Consider the following 15,001-nt stretch of genomic DNA (forward strand, 5'->3'; position numbering starts at 1 on the left):
GTAAAGTGCCAAGTGGCAGAATCGTGAAAGATGTAGTGCAGCGAATTATGGAACGTACCAAAGTCCCCAATACTTACCAAGTTGGCGAAGTTTGTCAAATTCTAGCTAAAGAAAATCCTGATTTACGGGGCAAAGGTGGGTGCTGGGCAATTGTCAGTGCAGTAAACGAGTTTAGTTGCACCGTGAGAATCTGGAATGGAGAGCTTACGGTTGGACTGAAGCATCTGAAGTCTTATGACTATCTACCTGCGGAGTGTCAGCAGATGCAGGTGATTGGCGATCGCATTAGTCGGGTGTATTCTGTTTCGCTGGAAGAATCGGTGCTGAAGTTTCTGGACTCGTTGGGGAAGTTGAAGCGTACTTATTTGACGGCTTTGGAGGAGAAATTGTTGAGTGTTATCGAGTTGGAAACTACGATTTAGCGGGGGAGTATCAATAACTTCATCCCCCAGAGGGGATGGAAATTGAGTAAAATATTTAACAATACTTGTATAAAATCCGGTAATGGTAAGAGCAGATAAACCTACCAGTTATAAATTGAAGCCCAAATCTGAATCTACCTCTACTCTTCCCACATGGGCAGATGACATTGAATTGGTGGGATTAGAGTTTGATCTAGAACCACTTACTTCCAATTCCCTCTACTCTCAATACACCATCGCCCTCCATGCTTGGTTTCTTGACCAAGTGCGACAACTTGACCCAGACCTTTCCGCCTATCTCCATGATGGCGAGTCAGAAAAACCTTTCAATATATCAGCCCTAGAAAGTCAACTACTTCCCATTGGTAAACAATTACAACTAGAAGCCAACCAAATTTTACACTGGCAGGTCAATGCTTTATCTGCAAAAGTGGCAAATTTTCTCAAACAATGGTTAACTCAATTGCCACAAACCCTAAAAATAAGAGATGCTACTCTACAGATAAAACAGGTGAGAATTGCTCATCCACCCACCACCTACGCTCAACTATTACAACCACCAGCAAAATACTCTCACATCAATCTCAGCTTTATCTCACCTACCAGCTTTCGCCGCAAAGGTCATCACTTCCCCCTCCCAGTACCTGAGAATCTCTTCCATAGCTACCTGCGTCGCTGGAATGACTTTTCCCAAATCCCTATATCACAAGCAGATTTTCTCGATTGGATTGATGAAAGTGTGATTATTCATCAACACCGCTTGGAATCTGTGAAGGTCGCTGCTGGTAAACGGGGATCAGTTACAGGTTTTACTGGGGCGATTTCCTGCGGGTTAAGTAAAGCTGCTTTGGCTAATACTGAGTTTACCCAGTTGTTTTATGCTTTAGTTAAACTCGCTCCCTACTGTGGAACGGGACATAAAACCACTTTTGGCTTGGGACAAACACGCTTAGACTGGGTGGAACAAAGGTCAAATACATCTGCTCAGTTGCTGACAAATATTTTGGCAGAGCGCATTGAGGAACTGACAGCGCTATTTACTGCTCAAAGGAAACGTCAAGGAGGCGATCGCACTGATAAAATAGCGGCAACCTGGGCTACGATTTTAGCACGGCGAGAAATGGGAGAATCTCTCAAGGTGATCGCCGATGATTTAGAAATGCCTGTGGCTACTGTTAAAACTTACACCAAATTGGCTAAGCGATCACTGAAGCCGGAAAGTGCCAAGTAATATATCTCGACAAGGACAAACAATCATCCTATGATGATGTAATCAGCTTGAATTTTGGCAGACCTATAGTGAGGTCAAAAACCCTGGGGGGTTTGCCAAATCGCCAGAACCTTGACAAATCAATAGTTACAGAGTTTCATAAGTTTCAGTTGGCAGTTTTTCAAAGCCTGAAACAGGGTTTCTAGATCAGCTTTGCCAAAACTACCTCTAGAATCGCCTTGTAGACTATGTTTCAAATGGCGGGCTTTCCGCTAACCTAATCCCCGCAAGGGGACTGAAACATTTCCTTTTTTATATATTTGAGGGAAATTTATACTTTCCGCTAACCTAATCCCCGCAAGGGGACTGAAACTGTTCCTGCTCGGCTTACTCTTCAAGAAATTGAAAAGCTTTCCGCTAACCTAATCCCCGCAAGGGGACTGAAACGTAATACTCAGTATGTATAGCTTGCAGATACTACTGACTTTCCGCTAACCTAATCCCCGCAAGGGGACTGAAACAACCAAATAATAATTGAAGTCCCCCAAATCATGGCTTTCCGCTAACCTAATCCCCGCAAGGGGACTGAAACATAACATATTGCATTAGATTTGTCCTAACTCGAAGCTTTCCGCTAACCTAATCCCCGCAAGGGGACTGAAACATCATCTGGTGTTGCTTGTACTTCTTCAGCTTTTTGCTTTCCGCTAACCTAATCCCCGCAAGGGGACTGAAACCGATCGCGTCCCGCCGATAAAATTATCGCTATCAACTTTCCGCTAACCTAATCCCCGCAAGGGGACTGAAACGCAAATTTCCCGGCTTGCTCCTGAGCAACTTTATCCTTTCCGCTAACCTAATCCCCGCAAGGGGACTGAAACTCCGATTGCTCAAAATGTCCGCGCACGTTTCAAAAGCTTTCCGCTAACCTAATCCCCGCAAGGGGACTGAAACGATTATCTGCAAACCACTTTAGAGAAGGGATGGCTTTCCGCTAACCTAATCCCCGCAAGGGGACTGAAACTATTAATATCTTTACTGAGTTCTGCAAATATAAACTCTTTCCGCTAACCTAATCCCCGCAAGGGGACTGAAACTTCATATTTTCTCTATCTGTTGTGTGGGCTTGTCCATCTTTCCGCTAACCTAATCCCCGCAAGGGGACTGCACCCTTGTTCCATTAGTGCTAGTAGTTTCTTAGTAATTCTTTTTGCTATAAAGTAGAAATTCGGCAGAGATATCAGCAGCGATGCTTTGCCGTAAATCCCAAGGCATTAGGACTTCAGCTTTGGGTCGCCATGCCCGGATACGCATACTGACGTTGTGATCTAGATGTCGATAGTTGACACGGTAGTAAGCATCTTGTGAAGAACGTTCTGTGAGGACTTTGAGTAATGCTTGCTGTTGTTCTGGTAGTGGGGTGTGTTGTTTAATTAAACGTTTTACCTGCTGGTAGGCGATCGCTTCAAATGTGTCATGACGAAAAGTACCTTGAATATAACGGTCATGGTGATCTCGGTCAAATCGCAGCAGCATAACTTTAGAGGGTAAGTAAAAATCGAACCCCCAAGCCTTGGACATTTCCATTTCAATTTCTGCCGGACTAGGTAAATTAGCTCGTTGGTAGCGTTGTTGCAATAGCTGGGGAATGGATGGATCTGTCCACTGCATGGGTGTAATATCGTGAATCCGGTCTAGTCGATAGTTATACCAATCAGTCTGTCGATCAGGACTTTGCCCAAATGCACATAGATAAACTGCTCGTTGCACATAATAGATACATACTGGGTAGACTATAGATTCCACAGCTTTTCCTAATCTGGCACTGTTGTAAATTAGCTGCACAGGTGGGACTGGAGTTTGTCCCCACAGTTCCCGCAATTGATGCTGCCAGTCCTCAACACAGTCTATGGTATTACGAGGAATGACATAATCGAGTTTGAAGAACAATCGCCGTACACCACAGATCATCTGTGAATGATTTTGAGCGATCGCAGCTAAATCTTCTTGATTGAGAAAGTTCAATTCATCTCTACTAGCATTGGTAAAAGAGGCTTCTGAAGTTGTAGTTACGGGACGAGATGGTAACTTCCTAACTCGGTGATATTTCTGTTCTCGATATTCCAACCATCCCATCTGGGTGAGAATTTCCAAGTCTGCTTGCAGAGAACGACGAGTTACGCCAAATAAACGTCGTTGCAACAGTTTATGCAAATCAGTTTCTAAGATACCAGTGTGTACGATTAGCGATCGCTGCCATTGTGATTCTAAAAGTCCAGTTTTTGGGTGAAATAACCATGCCGCAGTGGTTTTAGCACAAGGACAATTTAAATCATGCAACTCAGGAATTGCTTCATTTTTGGGATGTGTGGCACTGAAAAAAGCATCCCGCCAGCCGGCAAAGGTAAAGGAGTCATCCAGCAGTAAGCGGTCTGAAGTTTCTCCATATAGAGATCCGCCTTCAGAACCGTATAACGAACGTAACCAGACCCACAATCGAATTGCTCGCAGTAGGTTTTGTTTGAGAGAACCGCGTGCTAACCATTGCAGCAGTTCTATTTGGGGAGTATCTACAAAAATTTGCTCGAACACTGGTCAAGTACATTGAGGTATAACACCAGCATAAAACAGTTTGGAAATGGCATCTTCCAATGCCGTGTATGATGTAGCTATTAATTGACCAATAGGAAGCAATGACTACCTACAAAATTGAATTCAGAGACGATATTTTACGAGTCAGCTTTGGCGAACCTGCCCAAAATGACCAAATTGTGAAGGATGCGGCGGCGCGACTGGAGGAAATGGCCACATCGGGAGAACTGACAGGAGGACAACTGCTCAAGATTAATGGGCCGATTTCTATACCTGTAGCATTTGTTTTAGCTCATAAATTGGCTCATATTTACGGTGCTATTGGTTTTTTTGACCCGAAATTAGGTAAATACGTGATTTGTATCACACATAATCCCTCGTATAAACTGGGAGACTTAATTGATTGATATTTGATTGCCGAAGGAGATGGGTATAGCTACCAAGAAATTTTATGACAACGTATAAAATCAGTTTGGATGGCGACGTTTTAAAGGTGGGGTTTGGTCAACCGGGAAATGGCGACCAAGTTGTGAGGGATGCGGCGCTGAGGTTGGATGAGATGATCGCGTCGGGGGGATTTTCTGGGGGCAGATTGCTGAAAATTGATGGACCTGCATCTGTGGCGGTGAGTTACCTGATAGCAAATAAGATAGCTGATCTTTATGGTGCGATCGCTGTTTTTGATCCCAAAATTGGTAGACCTGGATACAAGACTTATATTATTGCCGTTACCCATACACCAGCATATAAACTGGGTGAACTCATAGAAACCGATGAACCACAAAAGAGTAAGCCAATCATCAAAGTTGTGCTTTGCGGTCCACCCCAGTCAGGTAAATCATGTCTGCGTGAAGGTTTAAAGCAAGCTATTAGTGCAATTCCCGGCGCACCCTATCCTTATGTAATTACGGCTTGTCCAGATGGGGAAGGCGCTTGGTTTTCGGATGCTGCGAAGCGAGATCCTGATTTAGCCAGACGATTGAAGGATGAGTATAAAGCTAAATTTACACCAAAGTTTGCACAAAAAGCAGCAGGTTGGGTAAGGTGTGCAAATACACCATTGAATATTATTGATGTGGGGGGCAGAATTACTGAGGAGAATCGGCTGATTATCCGTGAGGCTACTCATGCAGTGATTTTGGCTGGCGATAGAAATAGAGAAGATATACTGAAATGGGAAGAGTTTTGTCGAGATTTAAATATACGTATCATTGCAAATCTTGATAGTGATTTGAATGGTAAAGAGGATACAATTAATACAGCTTTTCCGTTATTAACTGGTAGTATTCATTATCTCGCACGAGGCGAGGATGTTTCTAGTCGTCCAATGGTTCAGGCCTTGGCGCAGTTGTTGGTGGGGTTGTGTTGGGGGTAAGGAAAAAAGGCGATCGCTCATTAACTGCTTAGTTATTGATGAACACATAAATTTAAAACGCGAGGCAATTTATTATGAGTACATCTGATTTTGATAATCACAAAGTTGATCATCTATTTCTCCTTATTGGTGAAAACCCTTTACCTAACTATGTAACAGTAAATTTATTACTAGAAAAAGATGGTACTCCATACCTAGTACATACGACTGGTACAGAAACTCAGGCTAAACGTCTGAAAAATATCCTTGACAAGGACGAAGAACGAAAAGGCTTCCTACCAGCACAGCTAATCTCTCTTGGTAAATATGAATCTGATGCTTACCACATTCAAGATGAAATTCGCCGCAAAATTCAAGGTCTGAAGAATGGAAAAATCGGTCTGAATTATACAGGTGGTACAAAAGCAATGGCGGTACACGCTTATAGAGCAGTATTCAGTCAATCTCAACTTGATACTGTTTTTAGCTATCTTGATGCACGTAGGTTAGAAATGTGCATAGATAGGGAGGATGGAGAGCGTATTCGTATTAATGTAACACCTGAATTGCTAGAAGTAAAACTGGCAAGACTTTTTCAGTTACATGGGTTGGAGTTAAAACAAAAACCGACACAACAGGCGCAATTACCAAAATTAGCAACAGAACTTGCAAATATTTTTAAGGAAGAGAGTAAAGCAAAGCAGTGGTTTGACTGGTTTTACAACGTTTTTCGTGAGCAAGCGTATAAAAATAAATCAAATGGTGGGGGAGAGTGGAAAAGTAAAACTTCTTTGTTAGAAGTATCAACACCCCTGGAGAAGTTACCACAAGAAATCATTTCAGCCTTCAAAGCAGAAAATTTTGTTACGCCTGAGAATAAGCTTTCTTTGCAGCAAGTTGAAAAAACAGGAACTTTCAAAGAAATAAAACACTTTTGCAAGTGGCTTGATGGTTTATGGCTAGAGCATTACGTGTTAGAACAAGTCAAAAATATTGCTGATAAGCAGATAGAGGACTACGGTCTAAATTTTGAAATTCCTATTAAAGGTACTAGAGATGGGTTTGAGTTCGATGTTTCCTTTACACGGGGATATCAGCTTTTTGCTATTTCTTGTTAGACAACGAGTAAAAGAGACTTATGTAAAACTAAGCTTTTTGAAGCATACCTTCGAGCAAAACAAATGGGAGGCGATGAAGCTAGAGTAGCTTTAATTTGTTGTTTTAACGAACCAGATACTCTCAAAGCTGAAATTTTATCTTCTACGAATGATAAAAAAATTGCTGTATTTGGACGAGAACATTTAACAAATTTATCTGAAGAAATTGCTAATTGGATTGACCAAAATGATGAGTACGCAAAATGAATAAATTCACAATAACTGTAATAGATACATCAGGGATTCAGGGTTATATTTTCAGCAGTAACCGTCTGCGCGAAAATATTGGGGCATCTCATTTAGTTTCCGAAGTAACAGATGATTGGGTAAAAGAAACTTTAGATGAATTAGGTGTGCCAGAAAATCAACAAAATAAACCAATTGAAACGGGCGAATTTAATGCTGAAATAGTTTATGCAGGTGGTGGAAACACATTAATAGTATTCAAATCGCGAGATATTGCTATAAGTTTCACCAGAATATTGAGCAAGCTAGTTTTAGAAAAAGCACCGGGAATTAACCTAGTAGTTGCTCATGCTGACTTTGACTGGGATGAAGATAATCTTTATCAAGTAGTTAAAGATTTGATGGAAGGAGAAATTGACCACCGAAAACATGAGCGCATTCCTTCAGCACCATTAATAGGCTTAGGTGTAACAGCAGTTTGTAATTCTACTCAACTTCCTGCTGTTGATAGAAGTAATAAATATATTCAATATGGTGATGAAGAAGAAGCAGACAGCTATCTTATTTCCACTGAAACTAAGCAAAAATTAAAAGCTGTTGATAGAGCAAATAAAAAACTGCAAGATATGTTTGCTGATGTAGTTGACGGCGATATTTATCAGTTTCCTTACCGAACAGATCATTTAGGACGTTCTCAAAGGGAATCTAGTTATGTAGCAATTGTTCATGCTGATGGTAACGGAATGGGTAAACGATTTCAAAAATATGGTGAAGACGCAGAAAATAATAGAGATTACATTCAAAGAATGCGCGATTTTTCTACGAGTGTTGACAACGCAGGTAAAAATGCACTAAAGGCTGTTGTGCAGGTAATTACAAAGTCAATACAAGAAGGAAAAGTTGTCGGTAAACTAGGAGAATTTAAACTCAAGGCTAAATATTATCTCCCTTTTCGTCCTTTAGTTTATGGCGGTGATGATATCACGTTTATTTGCGAAGGAAGATTAGGACTAGAATTAGCTGCTTTATTCCTTCGAGAATTTGAAAAACAGCCTGTTGCAGATAGTGAGAAAAAATTAACAGCTTGTGCAGGTATTTGTGTTGTTAAAACTCACTATCCTTTCGCAAGAGCTTATAAAATTAGTGAGGAATTATGCAAAGAAGCTAAGAAATTTGTTAAAGAAAATAAAGAATCTGAGCCAAATGGATTTTCAGCAATTGATTGGCATTTAGCAGCCAGTGGTTTACTTGGTTCAATTTCTGAAATTCGCAAGCTTGAATATCAAATACCTGTTGATGACAAAGATATTTGGCATTTAGAAATGCGTCCTGTGCGACTAGAAAAGCATAGTAGTGAGTGGCGAACTTGGGAAGGATTTACCCAAGTTGTCAAAGAATTTAAACAAGGAGAAGATTGGAAAGAACGTCACAACAAAGTAATGGCTTTACGAAAAGTTTTACGGGAAGCCTCTGATGATGCAACTAAAGAGTTTTTATCAGCTTACAAATTGTCGCAATTACCTTCTTTCCCAGAATCTAGTGGTCAAAGTGAACACTTGGTAAGAAAGGGGTGGCTCAACAACCGTTGTGGATATTTTGATGCTATTGAAGCGATGGAATTTTATCTTGAATTGGGGGATTAGGTGACTATTTATCAACTAAAAATCAAACTTCTAAGTGATACAACCTTCGGCAGAGGAGATGGTGTAGCTGGTTTAATTGACCAAGAAGTCGAGCATAATTCTAGCGGATTTCCTTATTTACGTGGACGCACACTTAAAGGTTTGTTGAGTGAAGAATGCGATAACTTAATTGCTGTTTTACGACCTGAAATTCGTCATGACTGGGAAAATATTGCCTGCATTCTTTTTGGTACACCAGGTAGTGTTCAGGGAACAATAGCATCAATGCACGTAGGGGATGCTTGTTTACCTGAAGATTTACGAGAAGCAGTTGCTTTTCAAATTAAAAAGAAAACACTTCCTCAACTTACTAAAACAGAAGTTCTAGATTCACTTACAACAATTCGCCGTCAAACTGCAATTAATGCTGAAACTGGTGTAGCTGATAAGGGAAGTTTACGCTCTTTTCGTGTGGTAATTCGTGAACTTGAATTTAAAGCCGATTTAGTATTTGAAACCGAACCCAGTCAGGAAATACTGTCAGTTTTAGCAGTGGGTACATTAGCATTACGACGTATAGGCAGCGGACGCAATAGGGGTCGTGGATATGTACGATGTACTCTGCATGATGATTCAGGAACAGAAATTACACAAAGGTATATGAGCCTATTTGGAAAAGTTCAGGAGAAAAGCAAATGAAAACAATTACTTTTTCACTCCACACTAAACAACCACTACTTGCTACCTCATTCCAAGGTGATCCAAATAGTGATGTTTCCTACAATTATATTCCCGGTAGTATGATTCGCGGTGCAATAATTGGACGTTATATGAAAGAGTATCATTTATCACAGTTAGATTTGAATAATGATATAGTAAAGCGCCTTTTTTTTGATAAAAATACTTGCTATTTAAATGGTTATTTACTAAGTCAGAAGCAAAAACGCACGTTACCTGTACCTCTTTCTTGGGTTAAAGATAAGGATGCACAACTAAGTGAAAAAGTACCACTTATATCAGTTTATGATTTGAGTATTGAAGTAGAAGAGAAGCCAGAAACACCAAAGTCTGTTGGAGAATCTTTCTGGACAAAAGAGGGTGAAGTTACATTCTACAAGGAAAAGCGGCGTATTAATATTCATACCCGACGCGATCGCAAAAAAGGACGCTCTAGTCAAGAAGAAGGGGAAATATTTTGTTACGATGCCATAGATACTGGACAAGTTTTCCAAGCTGCTGTCCTTTGCAATGAAGCTGATGTAGATTTTTTGAAAAATTTGCTCCAAAAAACAGCAGATATTTGGATAGGTGGTTCTCAAAGTGCAGGTTACGGACATACGAAAATATCTGATGTGAATTGTCATGATACTTGGAATGAAATAAATATTCCATCTACTAAACGTATTAATCGTGAATGTTTAACAATTACACTTTTGAGTGATTTGATTTTACGTGATGAATGGGGGCAATATGCCGTTATTCCGCCATCAAAACAATATCAAACACCAGCACCGTTAACAAAGGAACTCGAAAAAGTTTTAGGAACACTTAAACCACAACGTAGCTTTGCTAGTAATAATTTAGTAGGTGGCTTCAATCGAAAATGGGGACTACCTTTGCCTCAAGTTCCAGTATTGAAGGCAGGAAGCGTATTTGTTTTTGATAAAATTTTTCTAACCTCAGAGAAAATTCAACAATTAGAAAATTTAGGCATTGGTGAGCGCAGAGTTGAAGGTTTTGGCAGAATTGCTGTGAACTGGCTAGAAGAACGACATTTTCAGGCAAAACAACCTGAACCTGCAAAAACATCTAGTCAGCCTCTATTAAAACTACCAGAATCACAAACTTTAGCAGCACAAATGGCAGAGAGATTACTGCATCAAAAAATGGAACAAGCATTACAAAAGCAAATTGGTTATTTAAAAATAGAAGGTCAAATCAGCAATAGTCAATTATCTCGTTTACAGATGGTAGCACAACAAGCTTTATCAACAGGAGATTGTGATTTAGTTCTATCTCTTCTGAATAATCTCCCTTCTAATGCAACTGGTCAATTTGAAAGAGCAAAAATTAGAGATAAATCTCTTAAGCAAAAGCTGAATGAATGGCTAAATAATCCTATGTCTTGGATTGAAAACTCACAAACAGTCAAAATTGCAGATGTAGAGCGAAGTATCACAGATAAATTTGCTAGAAAAAATAAACTAGCTGAGAAATATACATTGCGATTAATTATGGCAGTAGCTAAAAAGGCAATAAAGGAGAAAAAGAATGATTCATGAATGCCTAAGATATCGCAATCAGCGTCAAATTATTGAACGAATTATTGTACGCGGTACATTAGTATTAGATACTCCAACTTGTTTGGGAAGTGGTGATGCTGAAGGTGATACTGATTTAGTTATTTTACGTGACAGTGTAGAAGATAAAGCATTACTAATGGGTTCTTCCATTGCTGGAGCATTACGTAATTATTTACGAGACCATGAATATGGTTATAACGCAGAAGAAATATCTGTATTATTTGGTGGAAAACGTAGTGAGGAAGAAGGTGAACAAAGTCCTTTAATTATTAATGATGCCATTAGCAATACTATTCCTCGTATAGAATTACGAGATGGAGTCAAAATTAACAGTATTACCAAAACTGCTGAAGATGGACAGAAATATGACTTGGAGTTGCTGGAAGCTGGAACGCAGTTTGACATTTGTTTTGAATTAATAATAGAGAATAATCGAGAGCAATTAATTAAAGAGTTAGTAATTGTTCTCCAAGGATTAGAAAGCGGTAAAATTCCTATTGGAATGAAAAAACAACGTGGTTTTGGTTGCTGTCACGTAGAAGAATGGCAAGTATGGCAATTTGACTTACAAAAATATGATGAACGACTAGATTGGTTAAATTTTGAACATTGGAATCCTGGTTTATTTCCTAATTATCCTATTCATCGATCAATTGAAAAGGCTTTAGGTTTGTTTTTGGATGAAAAAGAAGATAAACGCGATCGCCTAACCATTCACACCACATTTACCCTTGCTAGTCCCCTATTAATTCGTTCTGGCCAAGCTTCTAGTGATAAAGTACCCGATGTTGTACACCTCAAATCCCGACGAAATGGAGAGTTTCAACCAGTTTTATCTGGTACAAGTTTAGCGGGGGTATTACGTCATCGTGCAGAACGAATTGTTAATACTCTCCAGAAAAATACAAGCATTATTGATGAGATATTTGGTGTCGATTTCAGCAAGGATAAAACTAATAAACCAAAAGCAAGTCGTTTGATTGTTCATGAGAGTGTCATTAAAGAAACAACTGATTTAGTACAAAACCGCATAGCTATTGATCGTTTTACAGGTGGTGCTTTACATGGTGCATTATTTAATGAACAACCAATTTTTGGGAGCGATAAAACAGAGTTAAAACTGGAATTGGAGTTACGTCAACCGAAACCTCATGAAATTGGTTTGTTACTATTGTTAATTAAAGACTTGTGGACTGGAGATTTACCTGTTGGTGGTACGAGTAGTATTGGAAGAGGACGATTGCAGGGGAAAGAGGCAATAATTACTTTAGCTTCAGAAAATAAAATTTGGAAAATTACCCAAGCTTCAAAAAATGACCCTTTGATTATAGATAATACTGAAGATTTAGAAAAGTTTGTTGATGCGTTAAATGAGGAGGTAGTTGCTTGAATAAACCAATATGTAAGACTTTAGCTATTTCAACCAATTCAGATATAAATGAATGGTTAGAAAAACAAGCTGAAGAATATCAATTAAAGTTTCTGTTAGCTCACGCAGAAGATGGAGTAATTTGGGGAAAATTTAAAGATGGTAAATTATTAACGGCAGACAGTGCATTTAAATTTCTGCCTAAATTACGTCTTTTTACTTTGCAACAATGTCGAGCTTTTGGTGAAACATCGGAAGTAATGCTTTGGCAGACTGATGAGGGTTTTAAAGCTCGTTTAATTCAAGATGAAAAAAATACAGAATTTATCCCAGAAAATCACATTCTTTCAGGAACACAAGCAGATAAAATTTGTGTTAATTTTACTTTAGTGTCAGATGGTTCTCAAGGTTTACGTCATGCCGTGCCTTTAACCAATATTGAATTTGATGATAATCAGAAATTATATCGTCCCTTGCGTTTAAGGGTTCATCACTATGTTGATTACAATTATTCGGGTGTAGCTCGAATTGATCTAAGTCGTCTAGTTAACTTAACTACTTTTAAGGTGATTAAATAATGAATCCTAAGCATATTTCTAAAGTCCCAGATAATCGTAAAGCAATCGCTCCCTACAATTTTGTAGAATTACCCGAAAAAATTGTAGAACTAGCACCAGATTCTCTACCAAAAGAAAACCGCTATTGCGATTTTCGCAATACTGGAAGAATTGAATGTACTTTAACCACTGAATCACCACTTTATATTCGCTGTGGATTAACAAAGGAAGAATTTAACTGTGGTGCAGAATCGAAAGATTTACCAGATTTCTTTTACACAAATCCTTTGAAAAAATATACAAAGCCTGTTATTCCTGGTAGTAGTTTGCGGGGAATGCTGCGGAATTTAGTTGAGATTGTTAGCTTTAGCAAAATTGATAAGTTAACAAAAAATAACTTAGTTTATCGTGCGGTTGGAGACAGAACTTCATTAGGAGATAAATATCGTGAGTATCTTCTAAAAAATGAAGGTAGTAATACCTACTCTTTTTTAATGCAGGCAGGTTTTATAACTAAACAAGGTTCTAATTGGGCTATCCGTCCTGCAAATGAAATAATTGATGGAGTATCTTTTGCCAGAATTGAAAAAAATAATATACCAAGAGATTTGCGACGTTGGCACAATTCACGTAATGCTTTAGAGATAAGTGTTCAAGTTGATCCATTTCGCTCACATCCTCATAATCAAGGAAAAGTCAAGCTACGTTATGCAAAGGCAAATTCAATAAACAATGGCGAAATCAATGCTGTAGTTGTTAAAACAGGTTCTGCTCCACGCAAACACATGGAATTTGTTTTTGGGTTTCCTAAGTCAAATGCAAATGATGATATTACTATTCCTAATGAAATGATTCAGGAATATAAAGAACAGATTACTGAGGGACAAAAGCAATTGCTAGGTGAAGAAGCTGTTTTACAAGAAATGCAACCAGTTTTTTATATTATTCAAGATAGTAGCCTAGTTTTCTTTGGACACGCAATGATGTTTCGTCTACCTTATGAAAAATCAGTTGAAAAATTTGTACCTGAAGAATTCCGCAATTCAGAAATACTTGATATTGCAGAATCTATTTTCGGTTGGGTTAAAGAGGAAAAGTCAAATAAATACCAAGCTAGAAGCAGTAGAATTTTTATAACTGATGCGACTTGTGTGACAACTAATAAACCTATTTGGCAAACAGGAGATTCCGATAAAACTATCAAACCTAAAATATTGGGTAGCCCTAAACCTACGACATTTCAACATTACTTAGTGCAAACTAATACTGATCGTAAGGAGCTACAACATTATGCTAAACAACCAAAGCTTGAAACTGTCATACGAGGACATAAACTCTATTGGCATAAAGGCTCTTCACCTCCTATTGAACTTGACAATCAAGTTTCAGAAAGTCAGACAACTGCAATTAAGCCTATCCAAACAGGCATAAATTTTAAGTTCAAAGTATATTTTGAAAATTTAAGCGATATTGAGCTTGGGACAATTTTGTGGGTACTTGACATTGCCCAAAGTGATAAATACCGTCTCAAACTTGGTATGGGTAAACCTTTAGGTATGGGTGCTGTTAAAATTGAGCCACAGTTGTATTTGAGCGATCGCATATCCCGATACAGCAAACTATTTGATGGTAATGAATGGGCAATTAAGGAAACTGATACTGTTACTGAAGACTATACAAATCTGATAACTGCATTTGAAAAATACATCCTTGATAATATTAGTATAGAAGACTATCCTCAAGAAAAGGGCAAAGGTGAAGTAGACAAAATTTATCATCTACCTCGGATTAAAATGTTATTAGCTATGTTGAATTGGAATAATTCTCTTAACATTGAGCAAGAAACTCGATATATGGAAATTACGCGAGATGTTAATGAGTTTCATATTGGTAGACCTACAAGAACTCATGATTCAACTGTCAATGAATACAAAGATCGTCCTGTACTACCAACTCCACTCCAAGTAATGGGATGGGATGATAGACGCAGATTTGATAATTCTCCTTCTTCACCCTCTAATTCTGATAATACTACCAGCATTCCAAAACCAATACCTAAAGGTCAAAAAAATACTCAACCAATACAAAAAAATAAGCAATCTCAACAAAGACCAAAAGGGAATTCTGAAGGAGGTAATACTGCTGCTATGGCTAGACCACCAAAACCGAAAAGATAGCGCTCGTGTCACGTATTGATTACCCAAAAACACCCCAATTGTCAGATATGCC

General features: G+C 38.7%; 13 protein-coding genes and 1 CRISPR repeat array. Of the genes, 12 read left to right on the plus strand and 1 reads right to left on the minus strand.

All coding sequences use genetic code 11. From position 1 onward, the window contains the following. Window positions 1–5: 5 nt before the first annotated feature. Both AACX33_RS14815 and cas6 read left to right on the plus strand, forming a co-directional pair. Window positions 6–422, plus strand: coding sequence for a hypothetical protein (locus AACX33_RS14815; RefSeq protein WP_339406749.1), 417 nt, complete (start codon window positions 6–8; stop codon window positions 420–422). A gap of 82 nt (window positions 423–504) precedes the next feature. Continuing rightward, window positions 505–1,653 carry a CRISPR-associated endoribonuclease Cas6 gene (gene cas6, locus AACX33_RS14820; protein ID WP_227789100.1) on the plus strand — a complete coding sequence of 383 codons (1,149 nt, stop codon included), beginning with the start codon at window positions 505–507 and terminating at the stop codon, window positions 1,651–1,653. 244 nt (window positions 1,654–1,897) lie between these two features. After that, a CRISPR array of direct repeats spans window positions 1,898–2,803; the repeat unit is 37 nt; unit sequence CTTTCCGCTAACCTAATCCCCGCAAGGGGACTGAAAC. Between the two features lie 26 nt (window positions 2,804–2,829). On the opposite strand, the gene AACX33_RS14825 is transcribed toward cas6, so the two are convergent. Further along, window positions 2,830–4,224: a TIGR03985 family CRISPR-associated protein gene (locus AACX33_RS14825; protein WP_227789101.1), complete on the minus strand. Its 1,395-nt coding sequence runs from the start codon at window positions 4,222–4,224 to the stop codon at window positions 2,830–2,832. Between the two features lie 101 nt (window positions 4,225–4,325). Here AACX33_RS14825 and AACX33_RS14830 point away from each other — a divergent pair, with 101 nt between their 5' ends. From AACX33_RS14830 to AACX33_RS14875, 10 genes are all read left to right on the plus strand, one after another. Then, window positions 4,326–4,631 (plus strand): CRISPR-associated protein Csx3, encoded by a 306-nt coding sequence (locus tag AACX33_RS14830; RefSeq protein WP_227789102.1) that lies wholly within the window; start codon window positions 4,326–4,328, stop codon window positions 4,629–4,631. Window positions 4,632–4,675: 44 nt separating this feature from the next. After that, on the plus strand, window positions 4,676–5,599 hold the full coding sequence (locus AACX33_RS14835) for a CRISPR-associated protein Csx3 (protein WP_227789103.1): 924 nt from the start codon (window positions 4,676–4,678) through the stop codon (window positions 5,597–5,599). A gap of 74 nt (window positions 5,600–5,673) precedes the next feature. After that, window positions 5,674–6,696 carry a DUF1887 domain-containing protein gene (locus AACX33_RS14840; protein ID WP_227789104.1) on the plus strand — a complete coding sequence of 341 codons (1,023 nt, stop codon included), beginning with the start codon at window positions 5,674–5,676 and terminating at the stop codon, window positions 6,694–6,696. A 63-nt stretch (window positions 6,697–6,759) separates the two neighbouring features. Beyond that, window positions 6,760–6,942 (plus strand): hypothetical protein, encoded by a 183-nt coding sequence (locus AACX33_RS14845; RefSeq protein ID WP_227789105.1) that lies wholly within the window; start codon window positions 6,760–6,762, stop codon window positions 6,940–6,942. Beyond that, window positions 6,939–8,564, plus strand: a complete 1,626-nt coding sequence (locus AACX33_RS14850; RefSeq protein ID WP_227789106.1) for a Cas10/Cmr2 second palm domain-containing protein — start codon at window positions 6,939–6,941, stop codon at window positions 8,562–8,564. Before AACX33_RS14845 ends, AACX33_RS14850 begins: the two co-directional genes overlap by 4 nt. Further along, entirely contained in the window at window positions 8,565–9,242 is a 678-nt protein-coding gene (locus AACX33_RS14855) for an RAMP superfamily CRISPR-associated protein (protein ID WP_227789107.1), read from the plus strand. Further along, window positions 9,239–10,825, plus strand: a complete 1,587-nt coding sequence (locus AACX33_RS14860; RefSeq protein WP_227789108.1) for an RAMP superfamily CRISPR-associated protein — start codon at window positions 9,239–9,241, stop codon at window positions 10,823–10,825. The genes AACX33_RS14855 and AACX33_RS14860 overlap by 4 nt, the downstream gene beginning before the upstream one ends. Beyond that, window positions 10,815–12,236: an RAMP superfamily CRISPR-associated protein gene (locus AACX33_RS14865; protein WP_227789109.1), complete on the plus strand. Its 1,422-nt coding sequence runs from the start codon at window positions 10,815–10,817 to the stop codon at window positions 12,234–12,236. Before AACX33_RS14860 ends, AACX33_RS14865 begins: the two co-directional genes overlap by 11 nt. Next, complete coding sequence (gene csx19, locus AACX33_RS14870; RefSeq protein ID WP_227789110.1) at window positions 12,233–12,793, plus strand: type III-D CRISPR-associated protein Csx19; 561 nt, start codon at window positions 12,233–12,235, stop codon at window positions 12,791–12,793. The genes AACX33_RS14865 and csx19 overlap by 4 nt, the downstream gene beginning before the upstream one ends. Further along, window positions 12,793–14,949 carry a TIGR03986 family type III CRISPR-associated RAMP protein gene (locus AACX33_RS14875; RefSeq protein WP_227789111.1) on the plus strand — a complete coding sequence of 719 codons (2,157 nt, stop codon included), beginning with the start codon at window positions 12,793–12,795 and terminating at the stop codon, window positions 14,947–14,949. Before csx19 ends, AACX33_RS14875 begins: the two co-directional genes overlap by 1 nt. Window positions 14,950–15,001: the final 52 nt, after the last annotated feature.

The sequence above is a fragment of the Nodularia sp. LEGE 04288 genome (genome assembly GCF_963896525.1).
Lineage (GTDB): Bacteria > Cyanobacteriota > Cyanobacteriia > Cyanobacteriales > Nostocaceae > Nodularia.

Bases quoted from the DNA above. Each gene is read 5' to 3' on its own strand.
- cas6 (WP_227789100.1), top strand. From the start codon at position 505: ATGGTAAGAGCAGATAAACCTACCAGTTATAAATTGAAGCCCAAATCT.
- AACX33_RS14830 (WP_227789102.1), top strand. From the start codon at position 4,326: ATGACTACCTACAAAATTGAATTCAGAGACGATATTTTACGAGTCAGC.
- AACX33_RS14835 (WP_227789103.1), top strand. From the start codon at position 4,676: ATGACAACGTATAAAATCAGTTTGGATGGCGACGTTTTAAAGGTGGGG.
- AACX33_RS14840 (WP_227789104.1), top strand. From the start codon at position 5,674: ATGAGTACATCTGATTTTGATAATCACAAAGTTGATCATCTATTTCTC.
- AACX33_RS14845 (WP_227789105.1), top strand. From the start codon at position 6,760: ATGGGAGGCGATGAAGCTAGAGTAGCTTTAATTTGTTGTTTTAACGAA.
- AACX33_RS14850 (WP_227789106.1), top strand. From the start codon at position 6,939: ATGAATAAATTCACAATAACTGTAATAGATACATCAGGGATTCAGGGT.
- AACX33_RS14860 (WP_227789108.1), top strand. From the start codon at position 9,239: ATGAAAACAATTACTTTTTCACTCCACACTAAACAACCACTACTTGCT.
- AACX33_RS14865 (WP_227789109.1), top strand. From the start codon at position 10,815: ATGATTCATGAATGCCTAAGATATCGCAATCAGCGTCAAATTATTGAA.
- AACX33_RS14875 (WP_227789111.1), top strand. From the start codon at position 12,793: ATGAATCCTAAGCATATTTCTAAAGTCCCAGATAATCGTAAAGCAATC.